The sequence below is a fragment of the Amycolatopsis sp. NPDC101161 genome, from assembly GCF_044768185.1.
In the GTDB taxonomy this organism is placed as follows: Bacteria; Actinomycetota; Actinomycetes; order Mycobacteriales; family Pseudonocardiaceae; genus Amycolatopsis.
Genome location: NZ_JBIWPI010000001.1, coordinates 1,846,456 through 1,869,829, shown reverse-complemented (window position 1 = coordinate 1,869,829; position 23,374 = coordinate 1,846,456). Strand labels below are relative to the sequence as shown.

Below are 23,374 nucleotides of genomic sequence, written 5' to 3'. Positions count from 1 at the left end.
CCATCCTGTTAGCGCTAACAATGGGGAGGCCGCCGATGACGTCCACCGAAGTCACGCGGGAGTTCTTCGGCCGCGCCGGCGGCACCGACGTCCACCGGTACACCCTCGCGCGGTCCGGGATCACCGTCCGCGTGCTGGACTACGGCGGCGTCATCCAGTCCGTGGCCGCACCGGACCGCTCCGGGCGCCCGGCCGGCGTCGTCCTCGGCTACCCCGATCTCGACGGCTACGTCGCGAACAACCGGCCGGGCGCCGCGCGGGTCTTCCTGGGCGCGGTGATCGGCCGGTACGCCAACCGGATCGCCGGCGGCGCGTTCACCCTCGACGGCGTGCTCCACCGGGTCCCGGTCAACGACGGGAAGAACAGCCTGCACGGCGGCCCCGCCGGGTTCGACACGCGGGTGTGGTCCGCGAGCCCGGTGCCGGACGGCGTGCGGCTCACGCTGGTCAGCCCGGACGGCGACCAGGGCTACCCCGGCGAGCTCACCACCGAGGTGACCTACCGCCTCGACGACCGGCTGCGCATCACCTACCGCGCGACCACCGACGCGCCGACGGTCGTCAACCTGACCAACCACACGTACTGGAACCTGGCCGGCGCGGGGACCGTGCACGACCACTCCCTCGCGCTCGCCGCGAGCCGCTACTGCGCGGTCGACGAGGACCTGATCCCGGTGGGCGACCCCGCACCGGTCGAGGGCACGCCGTTCGACTTCCGCCGCGCGACGGCGATCGGCGCGCGCCTGGGCGAGCCCGACCCGCAGCTGGCGATCGGCGACGGCTACGACCACAACTGGGTCCTCGACGACGGTTCGCCCTTCGCCGCCCGCGTCTGGGAGCCGTCGTCCGGCCGGCTGCTCACGATGTGGACGACCGAACCCGGCCTGCAGTTCTACTCGGGCAACCACCTCGGCGATCCCCACGCGGGGTTCGCGCTGGAGGCGCAGCACTTCCCGGACTCGCCGAACCGGCCGGACTTCCCGGGCACGGTCCTCCGGCCGGGCGAGGTCTACCACCAGGAGACGGCGTTCGAGCTGACGACGGCGGACGGGCCGCCGGTGGCGTGAGCAACATTCGCCCCTGCTCCGGCGGCCCCCGCCGTTACCCTCGCCGGTCATGGGAGACCTTGCCGCCGACCTCGCGCCCACCGGGGTGCTGCGCGCCGCCATCAACCTCGGCAACCCCGTGCTCGCGCACGGCACGCCGGATTCCCCCGGCGGCGTCACCGTCGACATCGCGCGCGAAGTGGCCGCGCGGCTGGACCTGCCGGTTGAGTTCGTCTGCTTCGACGCCGCCCGCAAGGCGTTCGAGGCGCTGACCTCGGGCGCGGCCGACCTGTGCTTCCTGGCGATCGAGCCGGCGCGGGCGGCTTCGGTGGCGTTCACCGCGCCGTACGTCGTCATCGAAGGCGTTTACGTGGTGCCGGAAGACTCCGCGTTCGCCTCGCCCGCGGACGTCGACCGGCCGGGCGTCCGGATCGGCGTCAAACAGGGCTCGGCGTACGACCTGTTCCTGACCCGGACCCTCGAGCACGCGACGGTGGTGCGCGGCTCGGACGGCGTCGTGGCGTTCGAGGAGCAGGGCCTCGAGGTGGCCGCCGGGATCCGGCAGCCGATGACCGCCTACGCCGCCGCCCACCCGGGGACGCGGGTGGTTCCGGAGCGGTTCATGCAGATCCGGCAGGCCGTCGGGACGACGCCGGAGCGCGCCCCGGCGACCGTGGCGTTCCTGCACGACCTGGTCGAAGAGCTGAAGGCGAACGGGTTCGTGGCGGAGGCGTTGCGCCGCGCGAACCAGCCGGACGCGACCGTCGCTCCTTGAGTCACAGCCGGGGCAGCACCTGCGTGCGCCACGCCTCGAAGAACTCCTCCTGGTCCGGCCCGATCTGCTGGACGTACACCTCGTCGAACCCGGCGGCGGCGAACTCGCGCACCGCTTCGACGTGCCGGTCGGCGTCCGGGCCGCACGGGAACTGCTCGCGGACCATGTCCTCGGTGACCAGGCTCGCCGCGGCCGCGTAGTCGGCCGGGGTCGGGAGCGTCGAGGGCAGCTTGCCGGGCAGGAGCTCGTTGCGCCACCGGTGGTGCGCCGTGCGGACACCGTCCTCTTCGGACTCCGCCCAGCACACCTTCAGGCCGCCCTGCACCGGTTTGCCGCCCCCACCGGCTTCGCGGTATTTGCGCACGAGGCCGGCGTCGGGCATAACCGTGCAGAAGCCGTCGCCTGCGCGGGCGGCGAGCTCGGTGGCCGCGGGGCCGAACGCCGAGACGTAGATCGGCACCGGCTCGTCGGGCAGCGTGTAGAGCCGGGCGTGGTCGACGGTGTAGTACCGGCCGCGGTGGTCGACCTCCTTGCCGGTGTGCAGCTCCCGGATGACGTCGATCGCCTCTTCGAGCATCTCCAGCCGCACCGCGGGCGGCGGCCACTGCGCGCCGGTGACGTGCTCGTTCAGCGCCTCGCCGGTGCCGACGCCGAGCACGAACCGCCCCTCGCACTGCACGGCGGCGGTCGCCGCGGCCTGCGCCACGACGACGGGGTGCATCCGGATGATCGGGCACGTGACGGCCGTGGAGATGGGCAGCGAAGTGACTTCGCTCAGCGCGCCGATCACCGACCACACGAACGGGCTGTTGCCCTGTTCGTCCAGCCACGGGTGGAAGTGGTCGGAGATCCACAGCCGCTCGAACCCGGCGGATTCGGCGAGCCGGGCCTGCCGGACCAGCTCACGCGGGGAAAACTCTTCGGACGACAGGAAGTAGCCGACGCTCACCATGCCCGGGGGCTACCACCGCGGCGCGCCGCGAAACTTCGCGAAGCGGTGTCAGGACGCCAGCCCCAGCTGCAGGCGGAAGGTGTGCTCGTCCCACAGCGTCCACCGCTGGGTGAACCGGCCCGCCGGGCCGACCCGGTAGATGTCGACGACGTTCACCCGCAGCCGGGCGCCGGTGGCCGGGGGCAGCCCGGCGAACGCCGCGCCGCTGTGCGTGCCGGTGACGATGAGCCGCTGGGCCAGCGTGTCGCCGTCGACGACCTGCTGTTCGGTGTGCGCGCGCAGGTCGGGGAACGCCCGCCGCATCCCGGCGACGAACTCCGCCAGCTCGGCGACGCCGGTCGTGCGGTTCTCGACCGCGAGGTACTGGACGTACGCGGGGTCGACGAGCTCGTCGAGGACCGCGAGGTCGCCCTGGTTGAACACCTCTTCGGTGATTCTGCGGGCCCGCGCCCGGATCTCGTCGGGGGTCATGGCGGCCAGCCTCGCGCGTCGGCGCGGACGGGACCACGACGTCCGCCCACCGTCGGCTTGACACATTCGCCGCACCCGCGACGATTCACGGTCGTGAGCTTTTCCGCCCTGCTCAAGCGGCTGCGCCTGGCCGCGGGCCTGACCCAGGAGGCGCTCGCCGAGCGCGCCGGGGTGAGCCCGCGCGCCGTCAGCGACCTCGAACGCGATCCGCGCCGGATCCCGCGGCTGGACACCGTGCGGCTGCTCGCCGACGCCCTGGCGCTGGCCGACGCGGACCGCGCGGCGCTGCTGGCGGCGGCGCGCCCGGCCGGACCGCCGCCGACGCCCACCCCCGGGCCGCCGCGGCCGCTGCCGCCGCTGATCGGCCGGGCCGGGGTGGCCGCCGCGCTCGTCGAGCTGCTGGAGCGCGGCGAGACGCGGCTGCTGACGCTTACCGGTCCCGGCGGCGTCGGCAAGACGCGGCTCGCGCTGGAGGTCTTCGAGACGGTCCGCCCGCGCTACCCGGACGGCGCGCTCTTCGCCGATCTCGCGCCCCTGCGCGATCCCGCGCAGGTCGTCCCCGCGATCGCGCACGAGGCCGGGCTGGACGAACGCGGCCCGGTCCCGGTCGCCGAGCGCCTGGCCGCCGCGTTCCGCGACCGGCGGGCCATCCTGCTGCTCGACAACTTCGAGCACCTCGTCGACGCCGCCGCCGGCGTGGTCGCCCTGCTCGGCGCGTGCCCGGGTGTGACGGTCCTGGTCACCAGCCGGGTGCCGCTGCGCGTGCGCGCCGAACGCGACTACCGGATCGCGCCGCTGGAGTCGGGCCGGCCGGACGCCCCGGCCGTCCGGCTGTTCACCGAGCGCGCCACCGCCGCGGGCGTGTCCCTGGAAGCGGACGAGACGGTCGCGCGGATCTGCCGCCGGCTGGAAGGCCTGCCGCTGGCGATCGAGCTCGCCGCCGCGCGGACGCGGGTGCTGCCGCCCGCCGTCCTGCTCGACCGCCTCGAGCACCGGCTGCCGATGCTGGTCGGCGGGCCGCGCGACCTGCCCGACCGGCAGCGCACCATGCGGGACGCGATCGGCTGGAGCTACCAGCTCCTCTCACCGGCGGCGCAGGCGTTGTTCCGGACGTTGTCGGTGTTCGCCGGCGGCTGCCCGCTGCCGGCGGTCGACGACCTGGACACGCTCACCGAGCTCGTCGACGCCAGCCTCGTCACCACCGGGCCGGACGGCCGCGTCGGCATGCTGGAGACGATCCGGGAGTACGGACTCGAGCGGCTGCGTGACTGTGGCGAGGAAAGCGCCGCCGTGAGCCGGCACATCGAGTTCTTCGCGGGCCTGGAACCCGCGACCGCGGAGTCCGAAAAGGACAATCTGCGCGCGGCGCTCGACCGGGCCGTCGAGCGCGGCGACGCGGACGCCGGCCTGCGGCTGTGGATCGCGCTGTCGGGGTTCTGGACCGAACACGGCCTGCTGCAGGAGGGCGTCCGCGCGGCGGGGTCGGTGCTCGCCCTCCCCGGAGACGCGGCGGCCCGGATCCCCGCGCTGGCCGGGGCGGCGCGGATGGCGATCGGCATCTCGGCGTTCGAGGAGGCGACGGTGTGGTGCGAGCAGCTCGTCGACCTCGCGCGGCGCACCGGAACCGGGCTGGCCGCGGCGCTCAACACCCGCGGCGTGGTCGCGCGGCTGGCCGACCGCTACGCCGACGCGCTCGCCGACCACGAGGAGGCGCTGTCGCTGGCCGAGACGACCGGTGACCGGGCGGCCGCCCTGATCGGGACGGCCTACGCGCGGTTCTTCACCGGGCAGACGGGTGCGGCGATCGAGCTGGCCGAACGCGGCCTGGCCGAGACGCGCGCGGCCGGATCGGACCGGGAGCTCGCCGACGCGCTGACCCTGCTGGCGTGGCAGGCGATGCACGCGGGTCTGCACGAACGGGCCCGCGAGCTCGGCCTGGAGGGGCTCTCGGTCGCCCGGTCGATCGGCGACCCCAGCCGGGTGGCGGAGGGGCTCCGCGGCCTGGGCACGAACGCCCAGCTGATGGGCCGCTACGACGAAGCGGGGGAAGCGCTGCGGGAGAGCGAGCGGCTCAACCGGGCCCGCGGCGACGACCACACGGCCGACCAGCTGCTCGCGCACCTGGGTCACGTGGCGATGCTGAGGGGCGACCTCGCGGGGGCCCGCGAGCCCAGCGTGGTCGCGCTCGAATCGGCCCGCCGGTACGAGGACCTGTGGTCGATCGCCATGTCGACGACGCAGCTGGGTCACGTCGAGCTGGCGGACGGGCGGATCGAGCGGGCCCGCGAGCTGTTCGCGGAGAGCCGCGAGCTGTTCGGGCGCATCGGCAACCCGATGTACTTGTCGTGGTGCTTGGAGGGTCTGGCGGGCATCGCGTGGGCGGACGGCGACGGGCGGCTGGCGGCCGAGCTGTGCGCGGAGCGGGAGGAGCTGCTGACCCGCCTCGGCGCGCGGCTGCCGCCGATGAACCCGCCGGGCTTCGAGGCGGTTCTCGAGGCGGTGGACCGGCGGGCGCGAGGGGATCGAGAGCGTCCGCCCGGGCCCTGAGGTCCCGGATCCGCCACGTCAGCGGAAACGGTGAGTGCTCGGTGGGTGCTTGTCGTGGTTCGCCGGGGTCGGCCGGCCCAGCCTGGGAACAAGTCCGAAAACCCAGGAGGAGACCATGACCCGCACTCCCGTCTTCACCACCGGCTATGTCCTCTGCGTCGTGCTGGGGCTCTTCGACGTCGTCGGGGTCGCCGGCCTCGCCATGGACGACGCCCCTCCGGCCGTGGTCGTGATCCTCGGCGGGGTTCTGGGCCTCGTCACCCTCGCCGCGGCCGTGCCGGCCTGGCGGGGCAACCGCGCCGGCCAGCTCACCGTCGCCGGCTCGCGAGCGCTGTCCGGGCTGCTCGCGGTTCCCGCCTTCTTCGTCGACGCCCCGGCCTGGGCACGGCTGCTGTCCGGCGGTCTCATCCTCCTGACGATCGTCGGTGTCGGGCTGCTGCTCAGCGGCGCGCGCCGGCCCGCGATGGCGCGATGAGCCGCCTCGGGGGTGCGCTCGCCGCCGGTGGCGCGGCGGGCCTGGCGTGGGCCGCCGGCCTGCGCGGCCTCATGGTCGAGGTCGCCGGGCCGGAGTCCGCCGTGCACTGGTACGGCACCTTCGTCCAAATCCTGCTGCCCGGCGTCGTCACCGGGGCGCTGTTCGGCTGGGCCTGGCACACGCGCCGCCGCCGGTGGCTCGTCGTGGCGCCGCTGGCGTTCCCGCTCGCCGTGGTCGTCTCGCCGGACACGCTCTCGGCGATCCTGGCCGGCCGGATCCCGTTCAGCGACGGCCTGGGCGGCGGCGCGCTCGCGTTGCCGCTCTTCGGCATGGCGGGCGGCTACGCGATCGCCGGTGGGGGCGCGCGGTGGCGGCGCGTCCTCCTCGGCGCGTTCGCCCTGGTGCCCTTGCCCGCGTGGGCGTTCGCGAGCACGGCCATCTCGCCGTCGCTGAGCCTCGCCACCGCCCGCGGCGCCTGGGTCGCGGCCCTGTTCTGGGCCTCGATCGCGACGCTCGCGCTCGGCTGCGCGATCCCGCTCGCCCGGGCCCGGCCCCCGGCGCGCGACGACGTGCCGGCCGTCCCCGCCGGTGCCCGGGGCTGAGCGCGGACCTCGCACATCGCACTTGCGTCGCTACCGTCATCGATCCGACATCGCGTCTTCTCGACGGTCGCAACGAGTGCTACGTTCCTCGTGGTGCAGGTCGACCCGAGGGGTTGCGATGAGGCTTTCTCCCAGCGCGCACACCGACTCGTTCTGCCGCGACCGGCTGCCGCCGGCGCAGCAGTGGCCGCGGCTCGTGTTCGACCTGCCCGAGCTGCACTACCCGGACCGGCTCAACGCCGCCACCGCCCTGCTCGACGGCACGATCGAGCGCCTCGGGCCCGACCGGCCCTGCCTGCGCTCGCTCCAGGAGACGTGGACCTACGGCGAGGTCCTCGCCCGCGCCAACCGGATCGCGCACGTCCTCACCGCCGAGCTCGGCGTCGTTCCCGGCAACCGCGTCCTGTTGCGGGGCACCAACACGCCGTGGCTGGCGGCGTGCTGGCTGGGCGTGCTCAAGGCCGGCGCGGTCGCCGTCTCCACCATGCCGATGCTGCGGCGCCACGAGCTCGACAAGATCGTCGACCGCGCCCGGCCGGCCGTGGCCCTGTGCGACGAGCGCCTGCTCGACGAGCTGCCACCCGGCTTGCCCGTCGTCGCCTACGGCACCGAGCTGGCCGAACGCTGCGCGCGGCACCCGGCCACCTTCGCCGACGTGCCCACGGCCGCCGACGACGTCGCGCTGCTCGCCTTCACCTCCGGCACCACCGGAACCCCCAAGGCGACGATGCACTTCCACCGCGACCTGCTCGCCATCGCCGACACGTTCTCGCGGCACATCGTGCGGCCCACCGCCGACGACCTCTTCTGCGGCACCCCTCCCCTCGCGTTCACCTTCGGCCTGGGCGGCCTCCTCGTCTTCCCGTTGCACGCCGGCGCGTCCGTGCTCCTCCTGGAGCGCGCCACCCCCAAGGAACTGGCCTCGATCGTCGCCGAGCGCTCGGTGACCGTGCTCTTCACCGCCCCGACCGCCTACCGCGCGATCCTCGGCTCCGGCGACGGCGCGCTGCTCGCCGGCGTGCGCCGCGCCGTCTCCGCTGGCGAAGCGCTGCCCGCCGCCGTCGCCGAGCAGTACCGCGCCGTCGTCGGCCGCCCGCTCATCGACGGCATCGGCAGCACGGAGCTGCTGCACGTCTTCATCTCCGCCGCCGACGAGGCCGTCCGACCGGGCACGACCGGCACCGTCGTGCCCGGCTTCCAAGCCGCCGTCCTGGACGTCGACGGCACGCCGGTGCCCGACGGCACCCCCGGCCTGCTCGCGGTGCGGGGCCCCACCGGCTGCCGCTACCTCGAGGACCCGCGGCAGGCCGACTACGTCCGGGACGGCTGGAACATCACCGGCGACACCTACGTCCGCGAACCCGACGGCTACTTCCGGTTCGTGGCGCGCAGCGACGACATGATCGTCTCCTCCGGTTACAACATCGCCGCTCCGGAGGTCGAGGAAGTGCTGCTCGGCCACCCGGACGTCGAGGAGTGCGCGGTCGTCGGCACGCCCGATCCGGACCGGGGCGCGGTCGTGACCGCCTTCGTCGTGCTCCGCGCGGGTGTCACCCCGGGCCCGGAGGTCGTGCACGCCCTGCAGGAGCACGCCAAAGCCGTTGCGGCGCCGTACAAGTACCCGCGCCGGGTGCGGTTCCTCGACGCGCTGCCGCGCAACGCGAGCGGGAAGCTCCAGCGCTTCCTGCTGCGCGAAGCCGGGCGGGGGTGACGGGCCCGCTGCCGAGGTGGGGTGGCGGTGGGCCCGTCACGTCTGCGGGAGGACATGCCTCCACGATACCGGCCGATTCGAACACGTGTTCGCGTCTCTTCGAGTGATTTCCCGCTACGAAACGTCACCGACCTCGCCCAGAACTGCGCCGCGGCAACACTTCCGGGTGACAAGTTGTCCTCAATGGACAGTCGCGGACCACGGCGAACCCGCCGGAAGGCCCGCCCGGCACGCCGTCACGCGAACCGCCGGGGAGAGCGGACCGGCCGCGCGCGGCACCCGCCGTCGGCGGTAGAACTCCGGACACCGCACTGACCTGCGCCGGAGGACCATCACCCCGACGCGCCGAAGAGGCGGTGAGCGACCGGGAAACCGGGTCCCATAAAGTCTTCGCGCAGCCATCCGGAGGTGAACGCCCGCGTGCCCGAGGTCGACTACTACGAGGTGCTCGGCATTCGCCGGGACGCCACGGCGGCCGACGTCAAGACGGCCTACCGCCGGCTGGCGAAGACCATGCACCCGGACGGCGGCGGCACCGTCGGCACGTTCCGCCTGCTCCGCGAGGCCTACGAAGTCCTGGGCGACCCCGTCGCCCGCGCGCGCTACGACTCCGGCGGCGCGACCGTGGTGGCCGTCCCGGTCCGGCCGCGGCCCCGGCGGCGCTTCGGCGACGAGCCCGGCTTCGTCCCCGACCTGCCCGAACTCGACGCCGAAGACCTGACCTGGTGGCACTTCGCCGGGCAGGACACCCGGATGCGCCACGGCCGCCGCCGCGGGCCCGGGCACACGCCGGTGGTCGCCGCGGTGGGCGGGATGGTGCTGGTGCTGCTGCCGCTGGTCACCGGCGTCGGGTTCAGCACGCCGGTGCTCATCGTCTGGCTGCTGCTCACCGCCGGCACCGCGCTGCTCGTCCAGCGCCTGGCCCGCGGCTACCTGCGGGCGAACCGGGCCCGCGAGGCCTACGCCGAGGAGTTCGGCGGCCGCACGGTCTTCGGCGCGCCCGGCACCGAACGCGACGAGCTGGCCGAGCGGCTCACCGCCGACCTGCTCGAGACCTACCTGACCCGGCTGCCCGGCGCGCGGATCTTCCACGGCCTCGCCTGGCCCGGCTCGGTGTTCGCCGACGTCGACCACGCCGTGCTGTGCGGGAAGCGCCTGGTCCTCATCGAGTCGAAGCTGTGGCTGCCGGGGCACTACGAGACGGCCGAGGACGGCCGCCTGCTGCGCAACGGGCGCCCGTTCCGCGGCGGCGGCAGCCGGCTCGCCGAGAGCCTCGCCGCCTACCGCGACTTGCTACCCGGGGTCGCGCTGCGTGGGGCGATGATCGTGTACCCGAGCCGCAGCGGCGAGCTGACCACGGCCGACCCCGGTGACCTGCCCGCGGCGCCGATGACGCCGGAGGAGTTCCTGCACGAGATCGGCGAGTGGCTGGCCGCCGATCCGTCCACAGTGGACCACCAGGCGCTGCGAACCATGCGCGACCAGGTGGTCGGCGGTGGCGGCCGGGCGGCGTGAGCCCCGCGGCGGGTGCCCTGCCCGGGCCGGTGGTGGCGCTCGGCCCGGTGGCCGCCGTGCCAGGCCATCCGCTGTGAACACCGCCGCGGGCGCACGCCCCAGGCCGGTAGCGGCACACGGCCCCGCGACCGCCGTACCAGGCTGCCCGCCGTGAACACCACCGCGGGCGCACGCCCCAGGCCGGTGGCGCACTCGGCCCCGGGACCGCCGTGCCACGCTGTCCGCCCTGAACACCGCCGCGGGCGCACAGCCCAGGCCGGTGGTGGCGCTCGGCCCGGTGACCGCCGTGCCAGGCTGTCCGCTGTGAACAGCGCCGCGGCCACGCTGGGCACGGTCCTGCTGGCCTACCTCCCGGCGGCCGTCTCGCCCGGGCCGAACTTCGTGCTCATCGCGCACACGGCCGCCGCCGGGACGCGCCGGTCGGCGGTGGCGGTCGCGCTCGGGGTGGTCGCGGCGGGCGGGGTGCTGGCCGCGGTCGCGGTGTTCGGGCTGGGGAGCGTGCTGGCCCGGACGCCCTGGCTGGCGACGGCGTTGCGCGTGGTCTGCGGCGGGTACCTCGCCTGGCTCGGCGTGCGGCTGTGGTGGCGCGCCCGCGCCCCCGATGACGGTTCCGTCGAGCGACCGGCCTCGGAGGGCGAGCCGCCGGCGAGCACCCGGCGCGGGAACCACTTCCGGCAGGGAGTCGTCAGCAACCTGACCAACCCCAAGGCCGCGGCGTTCTTCGGCAGTGTGCTGACCGCGGCCCTGCCGCCCACCGAGCCCACCGCGGTCAAGCTCGCCGCGGTGGCGCTGATCGTCGTCGCGTCGACCGCGTGGCACCTGAGCGTGGCGCTGCTGTTCTCCTCCCCCGCCACCCAGCGCTGGTACACCCGCGCGAAACCGGCCCTCAACCGCGTCGTGGGCACGATTCTCGTCGTCCTGGGGCTCATCCTCGCCGTAACGCCGTGAAGGCCTCCCCGCCGAAGCGAGGAGGCCTTCACGAACAACCGACTGCTACCGAGCCCCGCCCGAAGCGCGCTGCTTCTGCGCGTGCGCGGAACGGGTGCAGACCTCGCCGACGTCGACCGTCTGGCCGCGGTCGACGAACACGTCGGCCACGCCGACCAGCTTGCCCTTCGGCGACGAGCAGGTCAGCTGGTAGGCCTCCTTCGTCCCGTACGTCGGCGGGATCGGCGACGCGAACGAGACGTCCCCGGTCCAGTCGTCGACGGCGTTCGGGTCGGTCTGGTCGTAGTTGACCACCACGGCCTTGTAGTCGCCGGCCGGCGGGTCGAACAGCACGGCGTGCTCGGACGTCGTGCCGCCGTTCGCCGACGAGGTGACCAGGTTGCCCGCCGCGTCGTAGACGAACAGGTCCCAGTCGGTCGTGGTGTTCTTCCAGTTGATGTTGACGCTGAACTTCCCGTTGTCGACCTTCGGCAGGCCGTCGACGTGGAAGGTGAAGCTCTCCGCCGTCGCGTCCGCCGGGTAGTTCTGGTTGATCGGCGGGACACCGGGCGGGTTGGCGACCGCGAAGCCCTGCTGCGCCGGGCCCTGGGGGTCACGCCCGTAGCGGCCGGCCACGTACGGCCGGGTCGACGGGTTGACCGACCAGGCGAACCGCCCGCCGGTGGTGGTGAGCTTCGAGTTCAGGTCGTCGGTGATGTAGATCGGCGGCTTGGTGGAGCCGTCGGCCTGGATCACCGGTGACGTCGGCGTCTGGAACGTCTTGTGCAGCTTGAGCTGGTAGTCCTTCGGCGCCGTGCCGATCAGCGTCGAGTGCTGCTGCGGGTCGGCCGCGTTGCCCAGCATGTCCAGGAACGCCTGGCGGTTGCCGCCCTTGCCGGCCCCGGCCGCGGGGGCCAGGCCCTCGTACTCGGCCACGACGCTGTCGGCGTACGGCCCGTGGAAGCCGTTGCCGCCGACCTCGATGGTGAAGCCCCAGCCGCCGGTGGCCCAGTACGACCAGTCCTCGGTGGTGCCCGTGGTGTCGTACAGCGCCCAGCTCGGCTCGCTGGTGTAGCCGTTGCGCGAGGCCAGCTTGTCGCCGAGGGCCTTGTAGGCCGGCTCCTCCAGCGGCGGGCGGACGTCGGCCACGCCCGGCGGGCGCAGCACGAGCGCCGCGACGGTGTGCATCGTCAGCAGGTTGGTCACCTGGCGCGAGGACACGATCGACCGGACGTTGCGCACCTCGGGCTCGCTGAACGGCCCGGACCCGCGGAAGGTGTCGCCGCTCCAGGCGATCTCGGCGCCGTTGCCGCCCCAGAACCCGCCGTAGTTGCGGTTCGGGTCGGTGCCGCGCAGGCGGCCGGCCGGGTTGGCCTTGCACACGCCGGTCGAGTACTGCGCCGGCGAGTCGTTGACGTTGCAGTTCTTCCGCTTCATCTCGTAGTCGAACCGGGTGAAGTCACCCTTGGGCTCGGCTTCGCGGGAGATCTCGAACCCGTCCGGGTTGATGATCGGCACGACGATGTTGCGGGTCTTGCCGACCAGGCTCCGGATCGCCGCGTCGTGGGCGTAGCCGTTGATCAGCTCGTACGCCCACTCCATGACGTGCTCGCCGGCGGGCCACTCCCGGGCGTGGTGCACGCCCATGGTGAAGTTGACCGGCTTGCCGTCGGTGAGGTTCTTGACGTCGCTGGCGATCTCGATCCCGACGACGTCGCGGCCTTCCCACGTCGACTCGGGCATGGTGAACGCCGAGACCAGGCCCGGGTTCTTGCGGGCCAGCTCCTTCATCTCGTAGTTGTAGTCGTAGAGGTGCCGGTAGCTCGTGCGCCCGGACGGCAGCGCCGACGCGGCGGTCGTCGCGGCGTACTGGCGGTCGGTCTTGGCGTCCTGCACGGACTTGGCCGACAGGTCGGCCTCGATCACCTTCGACTTGAAGCCGCTGTTCTTGAGCGTCTGGCGGTCCGCGTCGTCGGCGAGGACGACCTCGACCCCGGTCGCGTCACCCTTCTCCGTGACGTCGAGGCCGGAGGCGGTCAGCTTGTTCTTGTCGGCGCGCGTCGGCGTCTCGACGCGGACCAGCTGCGCCTTCTGCGCGGTCGTCGGCGTGCCCTGCGGCGTGAGCGCGAGGAAGTCGACGCCGAGCTGGGCCTGGCCGGCCGGGCCACCGTAGCGGCAGCCCTGGATGACGAGCTCCTGGCCCTTCTTGACGAAGCTCTCGGCGAGTTCGTGGGTGCGCAACGCCGTCGAGGCGGCGACCACCGCACCCGTCGCCTTGTCGAACACGGCGACGTCCCAGTCGCCTTCGGTGCCCGGGACCGGCTTCAGCCGGGCCTGCACCAAACCGTCCACAGTGGACGTGAGCTCGCGGCGGTCGACGCCCGCGGTGCCCTTGGGCTGCACTTTCGCGAAGCACGAGCGGGGTACCGACTTGTCGGCACGCAGGATGTTCTGGGCCGCGCCGGCGGTACCGGCCGGTAACGCGACGAACGCCGCCGCCAGCGCCACGACCGAAGCCGCCAGCACCAGTCTTCTTGGTGAATTCCCCACAGGCAAAGACCTCCTTGACCGAGGCCGGCACAGCACGGACGTACCGGTAGCGGATGACCGTAATGGACGAAAACCGGCTACGGTAACCGCCGTAAGTCGTACAGCCTTGACCTCGCTTTCACACCTTCGGCCGCCCGAAAGGACATTTCACCGGGAGTTCAACCGGCGCTCGGCTACTGTCGGTTCATGGTCACGGTCCCTGCGCGACGAACGTCGCTCGCGGTTTCGCTGAGCGGCATCGCCGCGCTCGTGATCGGCGCCGCGCTGGTGCTGCTGCTGCAGGTCATCCCGCCGACCGACGAGATCAGCGCGACCCGCCGCACGATCAGCGAGTACGGGCTCTCGGACCACAAGTGGGTGTTCGACCTCGCGGTGGTCCTGGTGGCCCTGGGCTCGGCGGCGGGGCTCGCCGTCCTGCGCAGCCAGCGGCGGCTGCCTGTGCCCGCGGCGCTGCTGGGGACACTGTGGACGGTCGGGCTGCTGGTCATCGTGGCCTTCCCCAAGCCGGACTGGGCCACGGTCTCGCGCGCGGACTTCGGCGGCACGCTGCACCGGATCGCCAGCGTGGTGGCCTTCGTCGCGCTGCCGCTCGCGGTGCTGGTCGCGGCGCGCACGGCGTTCCCGGACTCCCCCGGCCGCCGGTGGCTGGCCCGGGTGCTCGCGATCGCGTCCCTGGCCTGGTTCGCGGTGATCCTGGGCGCGGTCGTGGTTGCCGCGGTCGACGGCGGCCGCTGGTGGACGCTCATCCCGCTCGGCCTGGTCGAACGCGGGATGGCGCTGACCGAGCTGGTCGCTTTGGGCGTCCTGCTCGCTCCGGCGCGCGATCAGGCGCGGTAGAGCTCCGTCAGCAGGGCGGCGGCCAGGTGCGTCGCCGGGTGGGCGTCGCGGTGGCGCCAGATCAGCCGGACCGGCACGGGGTCCGCGTCGCGCAGCGGCCGGTAGCGGATGCCGTCGCGCCGGTACTGGGCCGCGGTCGCCTCCGGGGTGACACCGACGCAGCGCCCGGTCGCGATCGCCGCCAGCCAGTCGTCGATGTCGTGGGTGTACTCCACCGCCGGCCGCGTGCCTTCGGGCCAGAGATCCGGCGTCGTGGTGCCGGTGCGCCGGTCGACGACGAGCGTGCGCTCCGCCAGTTCGGCGAACCGGATCACGCGGCGCCGCGCCCAGGGGTCGTCCGAGGCGAGCGCGACGCACCGGCGTTCCCGGCCGACGAGCGCGTGGCTGTACCGGCGCGTGTCGACGGCGGTGCGCACGACGGCCAGGTCGCAGCGCCCCTCGGCCAGTCCCCCGGTCGCCGTGTTGGTCCGCACGAGCTGCAGCTCGACGTCCGGGTACTGGTCGTGCCAGCGCCGCTGGAACTCCGCGGTGTGCTTGCCCAGCGCCGACCAGGCGTGCCCCAGCCGCAGCCGCGTGTGGCCGGTCGTGACCTCGTGGACCAGCGCCTCGGCGTCGGCCAGCAGGACCCGGGCACGGGCGAGGACCGTGACGCCGGCCGTGGTCGGCTCGACCGTCCGGCTGGTCCGGTGCAGCAGCCGGACGCCGAGGATCCGCTCGAGGGCGAGCAGCGTCCGCGACACCGTCGCCTGCGAGACACCCAGCTCGAGCGCGGCGTCGGTGAAGCTGCCGTTGTCCACGACCGCGGCGAAGTGCCGCAGGTGGCGCAGCTCGAGCGAAGCATCCATGCGCTCAGCGTATAGCCGACGTGTCGGATGCATTTTGCGTATGCGTCCGCGGCCCCGATAGTCGGGGCATGACGAGCGAAGGACGCTGGCGCGGGGCGGCGCTGATGACGGGCAGCGGGCTGTCCAACCAGGTGGGGGCGGCGGTCGCGGCGCTGGCCTTCCCGCAGCTGGGCCCGGCCGGCGTCGTCGCCGTCCGGCAGTGGGTCGCGGCCGTGGTGCTGCTCGCGACCGCGCGGCCGCGCCTGCGCGCGTTCACCGCCGCGCAGTGGCGGCTCGTGCTGGCCTTGGCGCTGGTGTTCGGGACGATGAACCTCTCCCTCTACAGCGCGGTCGACCGCGTCGGTCTGGGCTTGGCCGTGACGCTGGAGTTCCTCGGCCCCCTCGCCGTCGCCCTGGCCGGGTCGCGGCGACGGGGCGACCTGCTGGGCGCGCTCGTCGCGGCGGTTGCCGTGGTGGTGCTGGTGCGGCCCCGGCCGAGCACGGACTACCTCGGCATCGGCCTGGCGCTGCTCGCGGCCGCGTGCTGGGCGAGCTACATCCTGCTCAACCGCGCGGTCGGCGCGCGCATCCCCGGCGTCGCGGGCTCGGCGGCCGCCGCGGGCGTGTCCGGGCTCGCGTACGTGCCGGTCGGGGTCGTCGCGATGCTCACGCACCGGCCGGATCTCGGCGCGGTCCTCGCCGCGGTGACCGCGGGGGTCCTGTCGTCGGCCGTGCCGATGCTGGCCGACCTGCTGACGCTGCGGCGGGTCCCGGCGCCGGTGTTCGGCACGGTGATGAGCGTGAACCCGGTGCTGGCGGCGCTCGTCGGCTGGGTGGTCCTCGGTCAGCGCCTCGACGCGCTGTCGTGGGCGGCGATCGCGGTGATCGTCGCGGTCAACGTCCTCGCGGTGATCAGACCCGCAGCACCGGCTCCGTCGTCTCCGTCAGCCGCGGGTCCGGCTTCGCCCCCGACATCGCCAGGAAGCCCCGTGCCACCCGCAGCAGCAGCGGCCAGTTCTTCGGGTTCTTCTTGTCCACCCCGCCGATCAGCTGCTTGAGCATCGAGAGCGTGTCGAAGTAGATGCGTTCGCACACGAGGTTTTCCTCGGCGTCGAACACGAAGTACGCGGTCATCCGGACGCGGAAGCGCGACCCGGTCGCCGGGATCGCGCCGAACGGGCCGAGGTGCGTGCCCAGCAGCCAGAACTCGACGACGACCGCGTCCGCGCTGTGGCGCAGCGCGATCAGCTCGTGGTGCTGGTCGGGGAACGCGGTGCGGGTGTCGTGGTAGTAGCCGCGGACGGCGCCGTCGCCGTCGTGCACGGTCATCGTCGCGACGACCTCGTAGTGCGGGTGCGGGAACGTCGAGAGCGTGGCGTCCCAGTCCTGGGCGACCTCGTCGCGGAAGTGGTCGAGCACCAGCTTCTGCCGCGCGGCCAGGACTTCCGGGCCGGGGATGTCGAACTCGCTCATCGCGCACTCCTTTATCTACGGCGTAGGTAAACAACGATAACCTACACTGTAGGGACGCCGACGGAAGGGGACGCTGTGCTCGAAGGAACCCTCGCCCGCGCGAAGCCGGTGATCAGGTGGGGCCTCGGCCACGCGCTCCCCCGGACCGTGCTGCGCCGCGAAGCCCGGCGCGGCGACCTGCAGGGGCGGATGGTGGTCGCGGCGGCCGAAGGCCACGACCTGACCGGCCTCTTCGAGGAGATCCGCGCCGCCGGCCCGCTCGCCCGCACCCGCTTCGGCTGGATGACCACGACGCACGCCGCGGTCCGGGAGGTGCTCTCCGGCGACGACTTCCGCGTCGGCGTCATCGGCTCCGACGGTTCGCCGCTCGGGCGGCTCGTCGAGTGGTCGGCCGGCGAGCACCTGCACCCGGTGCGGCCGCCGTCGCTGCTCGCCGTCAACCCGCCCGAGCACACCCGCTACCGCAAGCTCGTCACCGGCGTGTTCACCGTGCGCGCGGTCGAGCAGCTGCGCGGCCGCGTCCAGGAGATCGCCGACGGCCTGCTCGACGCGCTCGACCCGGGCCGCCCGCTCGACCTCGTCGAGTCCTACTGCGGCCTGCTCCCGGTGACGGTGATCAGCGAGATCCTCGGCGTGCCGCCCGCGGACCTGGGCAAGGTGCTGTCGCTGGGCGCGGCCGCGGCGCCGAGCCTCGACCTCGGCCTGGGCTGGCGGACGTTCCGCGACGTCGAGACCGCGCTGGCCGAGTTCGACACCTGGCTCGGCGAGCACCTCGACCACCTGCGCCGGCACCCGGGCCCGGACCTGTTCAGCAAGCTCGTCGCGGCCCGCAACGGCGGCGTCGGGCTCACCGAGACCGAGCTCAAGTCGACCGCGGGCCTGGTGCTGGCGGCCGGGTTCGAGACGACGGTCAACCTGCTCGGCAGCGGGATCGCCCTGCTGGCGGGCGATCCCGCGCAGCTCGCCGTGCTGCGCGAGCGGCCGGAGCTGTGGGGCAACGCCGTCGAGGAGGTCTTGCGGTACGACCCGCCGGTCCTGCTGACCGGGCGTCTGGCGACGCGCGCCACCGAGGTCGCGGGCGTCCCGCTGCCGCGCGGGGCGCTGGTGACCACCGTGCTGGCCGGCGCGAACCGCGACCCGGGCGTGTTCGCCGATCCGGGCACGTTCGACGTCACCCGCGAGGGCGCGCGCGACCACGTGTCGTTCGGCTCCGGCCGCCACCACTGCCTGGGGGCGTCGCTGGCGCGGATGGAGGGCGAGATCGGGCTGCGCACGATCTTCGACCGGTTCCCCGGGCTGCGGGTGCTGCCCGGCGGCCGGCGCCGCACCACGCGGATCCTGCGCGGCTACGAGGTGCTGCCCGCGGTGCTCACGCCGTGACGGGCCGGCGCGGGCGGCCGCCCAAGGAGGCCGGCGGCCTCTCGCGGGAGCGGATCCTGCGGGAAGCGCTCGCGCTCGTCGACGAAGAGGGTCTCGAGGCCGTGAGCATGCGGAAGCTCGCGCGGCGGCTCGGCGTCGACCCGATGAGCCTGTACAACCACGTCGACGGCAAGGACGCCCTGCTGGACGGGGTCGCCGAGGTGCTGCTGGCGGCGATCCCGGCGCCGGTGCCCGGCGGGGGGCTGCGGGAGACGATGTCCGGGCTGGCGCACGGGTTCCGGAACGCGATGCTCGGCCACCCGCGGGCGGCGCCGCTGGTGCTGACCCGGCAGCTGGCGTCGATGACGGCGCTGGCGCCGGTGGAGGCCGTGCTCGGGCCGCTGCTCGCGGCGGGCTACCCGCCGGAGCGCGCGGTGCACGGGTTGCGCGCGGTGCTGGCGTTCCTGATCGGCACGCTGATGCGGGAGGTCGACGCGGCCCCGACGTTCAGCGCGACCGGCTCTTCGGGCCGGCTGGCGGAGTTGGCGGGATCCGGGCTGCCCGCCGTGTCGGCGGCCGCGCCGTACCTGGCGGTGTGCGACCACGAAGCGGAGTTCGAGTTCGGGCTGGGGATCCTGCTCGACGCGCTGGCGCCGTGAGTCAGCGGATCCGTTCGTGCAGGGCGGCCATCCGGGCGTCGAGGTCGGCGGCCGTGCGGGCCGCGGCGGCGAGCTCGCCCGCGAAGTCGTCCGGGACGCGGTCGGCGTACTTGTAGGACAGCTTGTGCTCGACGGCCGCCCAGAAGTCCATCGCGATGGTGCGCAGCTGCACCTCGACCTTGACCTTCTCGACGCGGTCGGACAGGAACACCGGGATCCGGACGATCAGGTGCAGGCTGCGGTAGCCGTTGGCCTTCGGGCGGGCGATGTAGTCCTTGGTGCGCAACAGCTCGACGTCGTCCTGCGCGGTGAGCATCCGGGCGACCTGGTGGACGTCGGAGACGAACGGGCAGACGACGCGGATGCCGGCGATGTCGTCGAGGACGTGCGCGGCGGCGACCCAGTCGTCGCCCAGGCCGCGGCGGCGGACCTTCTCCTTGATCGCTTCCGGCCGCTTCACGCGGCTGGTGATGTGCTCGATCGGGTCGTGCTGGTGGACGAAGTCGAACTCCTCGCTGAGGATCCGCAGTTTCGTCATCAGCTCTTCGATGGCGAACTTGTACATCAGCAGGAACCGCGGGAGCTGCCCGGCGACGGCGAGCTCGTCGGCCGCCTCCCGCAGGTCCTCGGCCGCCGGATCGGTGGTCACTGAAGCCTCGTGCTGTCGTCGGTCGTCTGGGCGCTTCAGGTTACTGCGCTTCGATCGGTGAACGAACAGCGGTGGGGCGGAGTTCCCGCCGGTCACCGGATCGGGTGACGGTGGCCGTGCACCGGCCCGCCGCCGGTGCACACCCACCTGGTCTCACTTGCCGGCGGTTGCCGACGCGCTTTCGGTCGCGGTCGCGGTTCCGGTTCCGCTTTGGCTGCCGGCCGCGACGCACTTCTCGGCGACGGCTACCGCCGCTGCCTGCTCGGCCGCCTTCTTGTTCTTGCCCTTGGCCTTCTGCTGGCCGTTGCCGTTCTGGGCGGTGGCCGTGCCCTGCTGATCGGCGGTGGCGGCGGGATCGGCCGCGGCCTTGGCGACGCAGTCGAGAATGGCGGCGCAGTCCTGGTTGGCGGCCGCGTTCTGGGCTGCCATGCCCTGCTGGTTGGCCATGCCGTTCTGGTTGGCCATGCCATTCTGGTTCGCCATGCCGTTCTGGCTGGCCATGCCGTTCTGGTCGGCCATGCCCTGCTGGTTGGCCATGCCGTTTTCGCTGGCTGCGCCGTTTTGGTCGGCCATGCCGTTCTGGTTGGCCGCGCCGTTCTGGTTCGCCATACCGTTCTGGTCGGCCATACCCTGCTGGTTCGCCATACCGTTCTGGTCAGCCGCGCCATTCTGGTCGGCCATACCCTGCTGGTTGGCCATGCCGTTCTGGCTGGCCATGCCGTTCTGGTTCGCCATGCCCTGCTGGTTGGCCATGCCGTTCTCGTTGGCCGCGCCGTTCTGGCTGGCCATGCCGTTCTGGTTCGCCATGCCGTTGGCGTCGGCGGCTCCCGCGGCTTGGGCCACGCACTGCTCGACCACTCCGCAGGCCTGGGCGGCCGCTTGATCCTGGGCGGCGGCGTCCTGGGCGGCCTTCGCGTTCTTCCCGGCCGCCTTGTTCTTCTTGGCCTTGCCGTTGGCGGCAGCGGCTTTGCCCTGGTCGGCGACTCCCTGCTGGGAGGCCATGCCGTTGGCGTCGGCCATGCCGTTCTGGTCGGCCGCACCGTTCCCGGCGGCCATGCCGTTCTGGTCCGCCATGCCGTTCTGATCGGCCGCACCGTTCCCGGCGGCCATGCCGTTCTGATCGGCCGCGCCGTTCTTGGCCGCCATGCCGTTCTCGTTCGCCGCGCCCATGCCTTGCTGGGCGGCCTTGCCCTTCGCGGCCTTGCCCGCGGCCTTGGCGTCCGCTTCGGCCGCTTTCTCGCCTGCCTTGGCGACCGCCGCGCACTGGGCCGCTACCTCGTTGGCCGCCACCGCGCCGCCGCAGCCCGCGGCCGCGCGGCGTTGCTGGATCTGGTCCACCACCGCCTGGCGGTTGGCGATCCTCGCCGCCGACTGGGCGTCCGGGGCGGCCTGCTGGCCCGCGATGAACGTCAGGTTGTTCTGCAGCGCCGTGTCCAGGCCACCGCAGCTTTCCGTGGCCGCGTTGCTGGCCGGGCTGCTGAGCGCGATCGCCGTCGCGGTCGCCCCCGCGACTCCCAGCAGCGCGACCAGCCCGATCGTCGCCGGTTTGCGGTGTCGTCCGGTACTGCGTGCGTGGGGCATCGAGCCCCTCCTCTCTGGTCGCCACCTCACCACGGCACACGGCGCGACACCGGGAACGGTTCACCGCAAGAGGAAAACGACCAGGAGGAGTCCACAGTGGACATAAAAGAGCGGCCGGCGGTCCGCCGGCCGCTACCTGGATACCAGAGCCCGGGTTATCGGGCGGTAAAACTTCAGCCCAGTCCGGCCAGCTGCGGCACGACCGGCGCCATGCCCTCGATCCACGCGGCGGGCGAGCCGGTCGTCGGCGTGATGATCGCCTGCCGGATCCCGAGCTTCGCGTAGTCGGCCATGGCGCGCACGAAGTCGTCGCGGGTCTCCGGCGTCGGACGCGGGTTGTTCGCCAGGACCGTCTTGCGGATCTCGTCGTAGTCGCGGCCGACGTCGTCGCAGTGGCGGCGCAGCACGTCCAGCTTGTGCTCCACATCCGAAGGCGACGAAGCGAAGAGGTTGCACGCGTCGCCGTACTGGGCGACGAGCCGCAGCGTCTTGCGCTCCCCGCCGCCGCCGATGAGCACCTTCGGCCGGCTGATCGGCTGAGGAGAGCAGAGCGTCTCGGCGAGCTGGTAGTACTTGCCCTCGAACGGGCCGTTGTCGGCCGGGTCCCACATCTGCCCGCAGATCCGCAGCGTCTCCTCCAGCCGCTCGAACCGCTCGGCGACCGGCGGGAACGGCACACCCATCCCCCGGTGCTCGCGCTCGAACCAGGCGGCGCCGATGCCCAGCGCGGCCCGGCCGCCCGAGAGGACGTCGAGGGTCGTGACGATCTTCGCGAGCAGGCCGGGGTGCCGGTAGGTCACGCCGGTGACGAGCAGGCCGAGCTCGACCCGCGACGTGTGCGCGGCGAGGAACCCGAGGGTGGTGTACCCCTCCAGCATGTTCGACTCGGCGGGCAGGCCGGTGGGCTCGATCTGGAAGTAGTGGTCCATGAAGGACAGCCAGGTCGCCCCGGCCTCCTCCGCTGCGGCGCCCACGCGGGCGAGCTCACCGGCGATGGCGGTGGTCCCGCCCTCGATGTCGAAGATGGGGAGGTGGAATCCGAGTTCCATGGAACGTGCTCCTGACGTGTTGTCGCGTGACCTCACGCTAGAGGCTGGAGCGCGCTCCAGGTCAAGCCAGCGCGGCCACCAGGTCCGTGGCGATCCGGTGCTCGACCGGGGCCGGCACCGGCTGGACCTCGGCCGCGAGGCCGCCCGCGGCCACCGCCGCCAGGCTGCGGACCTGCAGGGTGAGCCCCAGATCCATCGCCTGGATGGAGTTCCCGTTCGCGGCGGTCAGGTTCAGCATCCGGCCGCGGTCGAGGACGACGACCTCCCGGCCGTCGGCCAGCACGTGCCCGACCCGGCGGCCCGGCGAGCCGTACTCGACCGTGCGGACCGTCGCCGCCCGCAGCGCCGCCGCGTCGATCTCCCACGCGAAGTGCCCGACCCCGGCGATCAGGGCGCCGTCGGGCAGGGCCGCCAGTTCTTCGGCGCCCACGACACCCGGGGCGCCCGTCGCCGTGAACACCGCCTGCGCGTCCGACAGCACCTCGACGGCGGAGCCGACCCGGTGACCGTCCAAAATGGCCTGCAGCGCCCGCATCGGGTCCGTGTCGCACACCGCTACCCGCGCGCCGAGGCGCGCCAGGGTGTCCGCGACGCCCTTGCCGCACGGCCCGTAGCCGAGCACCGCCGCGCGCATCCCCGGCACCATCAGGTTGGTGGCGTTCAGAAATCCCTGCACGACGCTCTGGCCGACGCCGAACTCGTTCTCCACCAGCAGCTTCAGCCGCGAGTCGTTGATCACGACGACCGGGTGGCGCACGGCCGCCTCCCGCAGCCGGACGCCGCCCGTGGTGGTCTCTTCGGTGCCGCCGAGGTAGCCCGCGGGCGTCCCGGACGCCAGCAGTGACAGCGTCAGGTCGGCGCCGTTGTCGAGCGTGAGGTCCGGTTCGCACTCGAGCACCGCGGCGACGTTGCGGGCGTGGTCGGCTTCGTCGTCGGACCGGCGGGTGTGCACGGCCACCCCGAGGTCCCGGAGCGCGGCCGCGACGTCGTCGTGCGTCGTGCCGGGCGAGCCGGTGAGCGTGACTTCGACGCCGGCGCGGGCCAGCAGGGTGGCCAGGGCGGCCGTCTTGGGTTCGACGTGCAGGCACATCGCCAGGCGCCGCCCGGCGAGCAGCGACGCGGCCTCTTCGACGGCGGCCGCGGTCAGCGGCATGTGCTTGAGCGCCCAGAGCACGGATGAAGACATGGTTTTCCTTGCGGTTGACGGAGAAAAGGACCCGGAGCAAAGGATCCGTCAACCGTAGAAGTCGCAGCGGTACGAGTGATCGCCGAAGATCGCCCGCCCGTCCACGCCTCCAAGCTACCGCACGACTTCGAGCTGGCGGCGCTCGGCGACCTGCCCGCTTCGGGCGCTCGGCACGGGCCGGGCGAC

20 protein-coding genes and 1 pseudogene are annotated in these 23,374 nt (G+C 73.3%); 12 read left to right on the top strand and 9 right to left on the bottom strand.

Going from position 1 to position 23,374, the window contains the following annotated elements; genetic code table 11:
- The first annotated feature begins 35 nt into the window (after window positions 1-35).
- Together ACIRSS_RS09170 and ACIRSS_RS09165 are read left to right on the top strand one after the other, a co-directional pair.
- Complete coding sequence (locus ACIRSS_RS09170) at window positions 36-1,067, top strand: aldose epimerase family protein (RefSeq protein ID WP_400892488.1); 1,032 nt, start codon at window positions 36-38, stop codon at window positions 1,065-1,067.
- A gap of 49 nt (window positions 1,068-1,116) precedes the next feature.
- Complete coding sequence (locus ACIRSS_RS09165; protein WP_400892485.1) at window positions 1,117-1,821, top strand: transporter substrate-binding domain-containing protein; 705 nt, start codon at window positions 1,117-1,119, stop codon at window positions 1,819-1,821.
- A 1-nt stretch (window position 1,822) separates the two neighbouring features.
- Here ACIRSS_RS09165 and ACIRSS_RS09160 read toward each other — a convergent pair whose 3' ends face one another.
- The gene (locus ACIRSS_RS09160; RefSeq protein WP_400892483.1) at window positions 1,823-2,773 is read right to left on the bottom strand and encodes a TIGR03557 family F420-dependent LLM class oxidoreductase; all 951 of its coding nucleotides are present in this window, start codon (window positions 2,771-2,773) and stop codon (window positions 1,823-1,825) included.
- Between the two features lie 48 nt (window positions 2,774-2,821).
- Window positions 2,822-3,244 (bottom strand): ester cyclase, encoded by a 423-nt coding sequence (locus ACIRSS_RS09155; RefSeq protein ID WP_400892481.1) that lies wholly within the window; start codon window positions 3,242-3,244, stop codon window positions 2,822-2,824.
- A 93-nt stretch (window positions 3,245-3,337) separates the two neighbouring features.
- Between ACIRSS_RS09155 and ACIRSS_RS09150 the strand changes: the two genes are divergently transcribed.
- The 6 genes from ACIRSS_RS09150 (at window position 3,338) to ACIRSS_RS09125 (ending at window position 11,042) form a co-directional block, all read left to right on the top strand.
- On the top strand, window positions 3,338-5,791 hold the full coding sequence (locus ACIRSS_RS09150) for an ATP-binding protein (RefSeq protein ID WP_400892479.1): 2,454 nt from the start codon (window positions 3,338-3,340) through the stop codon (window positions 5,789-5,791).
- A gap of 115 nt (window positions 5,792-5,906) precedes the next feature.
- Window positions 5,907-6,266, top strand: a complete 360-nt coding sequence (locus tag ACIRSS_RS09145; RefSeq protein WP_400892477.1) for a hypothetical protein — start codon at window positions 5,907-5,909, stop codon at window positions 6,264-6,266.
- Window positions 6,263-6,868: a hypothetical protein gene (locus tag ACIRSS_RS09140; RefSeq protein ID WP_400892475.1), complete on the top strand. Its 606-nt coding sequence runs from the start codon at window positions 6,263-6,265 to the stop codon at window positions 6,866-6,868. The genes ACIRSS_RS09145 and ACIRSS_RS09140 overlap by 4 nt, the downstream gene beginning before the upstream one ends.
- 118 nt (window positions 6,869-6,986) lie before the next feature.
- A complete protein-coding gene (locus ACIRSS_RS09135) occupies window positions 6,987-8,579 on the top strand; it encodes an AMP-binding protein (protein ID WP_400892472.1) in 1,593 nt (530 codons plus the stop codon).
- A gap of 420 nt (window positions 8,580-8,999) precedes the next feature.
- On the top strand, window positions 9,000-10,094 hold the full coding sequence (locus ACIRSS_RS09130; RefSeq protein ID WP_400892469.1) for a DnaJ domain-containing protein: 1,095 nt from the start codon (window positions 9,000-9,002) through the stop codon (window positions 10,092-10,094).
- A gap of 303 nt (window positions 10,095-10,397) precedes the next feature.
- On the top strand, window positions 10,398-11,042 hold the full coding sequence (locus ACIRSS_RS09125) for a LysE family translocator (protein ID WP_400892467.1): 645 nt from the start codon (window positions 10,398-10,400) through the stop codon (window positions 11,040-11,042).
- A 45-nt stretch (window positions 11,043-11,087) separates the two neighbouring features.
- Here the strand turns inward: ACIRSS_RS09125 and ACIRSS_RS09120 are convergent, their stop codons facing one another.
- Window positions 11,088-13,547, bottom strand: a complete 2,460-nt coding sequence (locus ACIRSS_RS09120; RefSeq protein ID WP_400893419.1) for a M14 family zinc carboxypeptidase — start codon at window positions 13,545-13,547, stop codon at window positions 11,088-11,090.
- Window positions 13,548-13,757: 210 nt separating this feature from the next.
- Here ACIRSS_RS09120 and ACIRSS_RS09115 point away from each other — a divergent pair, with 210 nt between their 5' ends.
- Window positions 13,758-14,408: a DUF998 domain-containing protein gene (locus tag ACIRSS_RS09115; RefSeq protein WP_400892465.1), complete on the top strand. Its 651-nt coding sequence runs from the start codon at window positions 13,758-13,760 to the stop codon at window positions 14,406-14,408.
- Here the strand turns inward: ACIRSS_RS09115 and ACIRSS_RS09110 are convergent.
- Window positions 14,396-15,253, bottom strand: a complete 858-nt coding sequence (locus ACIRSS_RS09110; RefSeq protein WP_400892462.1) for a LysR family transcriptional regulator — start codon at window positions 15,251-15,253, stop codon at window positions 14,396-14,398. The two genes, ACIRSS_RS09115 and ACIRSS_RS09110, sit on opposite strands and share 13 nt — an antisense overlap.
- A gap of 68 nt (window positions 15,254-15,321) precedes the next feature.
- Between ACIRSS_RS09110 and ACIRSS_RS09105 the strand changes: the two genes are divergently transcribed.
- Window positions 15,322-16,290 carry an EamA family transporter gene (locus ACIRSS_RS09105; protein ID WP_400892460.1) on the top strand — a complete coding sequence of 323 codons (969 nt, stop codon included), beginning with the start codon at window positions 15,322-15,324 and terminating at the stop codon, window positions 16,288-16,290.
- Window positions 16,291-16,339: 49 nt separating this feature from the next.
- Here the strand turns inward: ACIRSS_RS09105 and ACIRSS_RS09100 are convergent.
- A pseudogene (locus tag ACIRSS_RS09100) lies at window positions 16,340-16,705 on the bottom strand (ester cyclase); the annotation flags it as partial.
- A gap of 75 nt (window positions 16,706-16,780) precedes the next feature.
- Here ACIRSS_RS09100 and ACIRSS_RS09095 point away from each other — a divergent pair.
- Together ACIRSS_RS09095 and ACIRSS_RS09090 are read left to right on the top strand one after the other, a co-directional pair.
- Window positions 16,781-18,085 carry a cytochrome P450 gene (locus ACIRSS_RS09095; RefSeq protein WP_400892457.1) on the top strand — a complete coding sequence of 435 codons (1,305 nt, stop codon included), beginning with the start codon at window positions 16,781-16,783 and terminating at the stop codon, window positions 18,083-18,085.
- Entirely contained in the window at window positions 18,082-18,723 is a 642-nt protein-coding gene (locus tag ACIRSS_RS09090; RefSeq protein WP_400892454.1) for a TetR/AcrR family transcriptional regulator C-terminal domain-containing protein, read from the top strand. Before ACIRSS_RS09095 ends, ACIRSS_RS09090 begins: the two co-directional genes overlap by 4 nt.
- Before the next feature lies 1 nt (window position 18,724).
- Here the strand turns inward: ACIRSS_RS09090 and ACIRSS_RS09085 are convergent, their stop codons facing one another.
- From ACIRSS_RS09085 to ACIRSS_RS09070, 4 genes are all read right to left on the bottom strand, one after another.
- On the bottom strand, window positions 18,725-19,372 hold the full coding sequence (locus ACIRSS_RS09085) for a GTP pyrophosphokinase family protein (protein WP_400892452.1): 648 nt from the start codon (window positions 19,370-19,372) through the stop codon (window positions 18,725-18,727).
- A gap of 153 nt (window positions 19,373-19,525) precedes the next feature.
- Window positions 19,526-20,953 (bottom strand): hypothetical protein, encoded by a 1,428-nt coding sequence (locus ACIRSS_RS09080; RefSeq protein ID WP_400892450.1) that lies wholly within the window; start codon window positions 20,951-20,953, stop codon window positions 19,526-19,528.
- Between the two features lie 173 nt (window positions 20,954-21,126).
- Complete coding sequence (locus ACIRSS_RS09075; protein ID WP_400892447.1) at window positions 21,127-22,002, bottom strand: LLM class F420-dependent oxidoreductase; 876 nt, start codon at window positions 22,000-22,002, stop codon at window positions 21,127-21,129.
- 61 nt (window positions 22,003-22,063) lie between these two features.
- On the bottom strand, window positions 22,064-23,188 hold the full coding sequence (locus ACIRSS_RS09070; protein ID WP_400892445.1) for an adenosylhomocysteinase: 1,125 nt from the start codon (window positions 23,186-23,188) through the stop codon (window positions 22,064-22,066).
- Window positions 23,189-23,374: the final 186 nt, after the last annotated feature.